1 pseudogene is annotated in these 287 nt (G+C 76.0%); it reads right to left on the bottom strand.

Annotated features, from left to right (window positions below):
• A pseudogene (locus Q0789_RS16645) lies at nucleotides 1-287 on the bottom strand (hypothetical protein); the annotation flags it as partial.

The raw sequence follows: 287 nt of genomic DNA, 5'->3' as shown, positions 1-287 counted from the left end.
TCGACCAGGCCGACGTAGCCGTCCTCGGCGACGGTGACGGCGCCCTGGAAGGTGGTGCCCTCGGCGACGAGGTCACCGCCCGCGGCGACGCGGGTCGTGCCCGTGACCGTGACGCCGGTGAGGTCGCACGAGGCGTCGCGGGGGACGACGAGGTCGCCGGGGATGGTCACGCCGTCGGCGGTGCCGTTGCAGCGGGTCGTGAGGCCCGAGGAGCTCATGGCGGGGCCCGCCACGGCCACGACGCCGCCGGCAGCGATGAGGGTGCCGGCGGTGAGGGCGCTGATCAG

This window comes from uncultured Pseudokineococcus sp., from assembly GCF_947499845.1.
GTDB lineage: Bacteria > Actinomycetota > Actinomycetes > Actinomycetales > Quadrisphaeraceae > Pseudokineococcus.
Note: the sequence above shows the minus strand (reverse complement) of the source record. Positions and strands in the feature narration are given on the sequence as shown.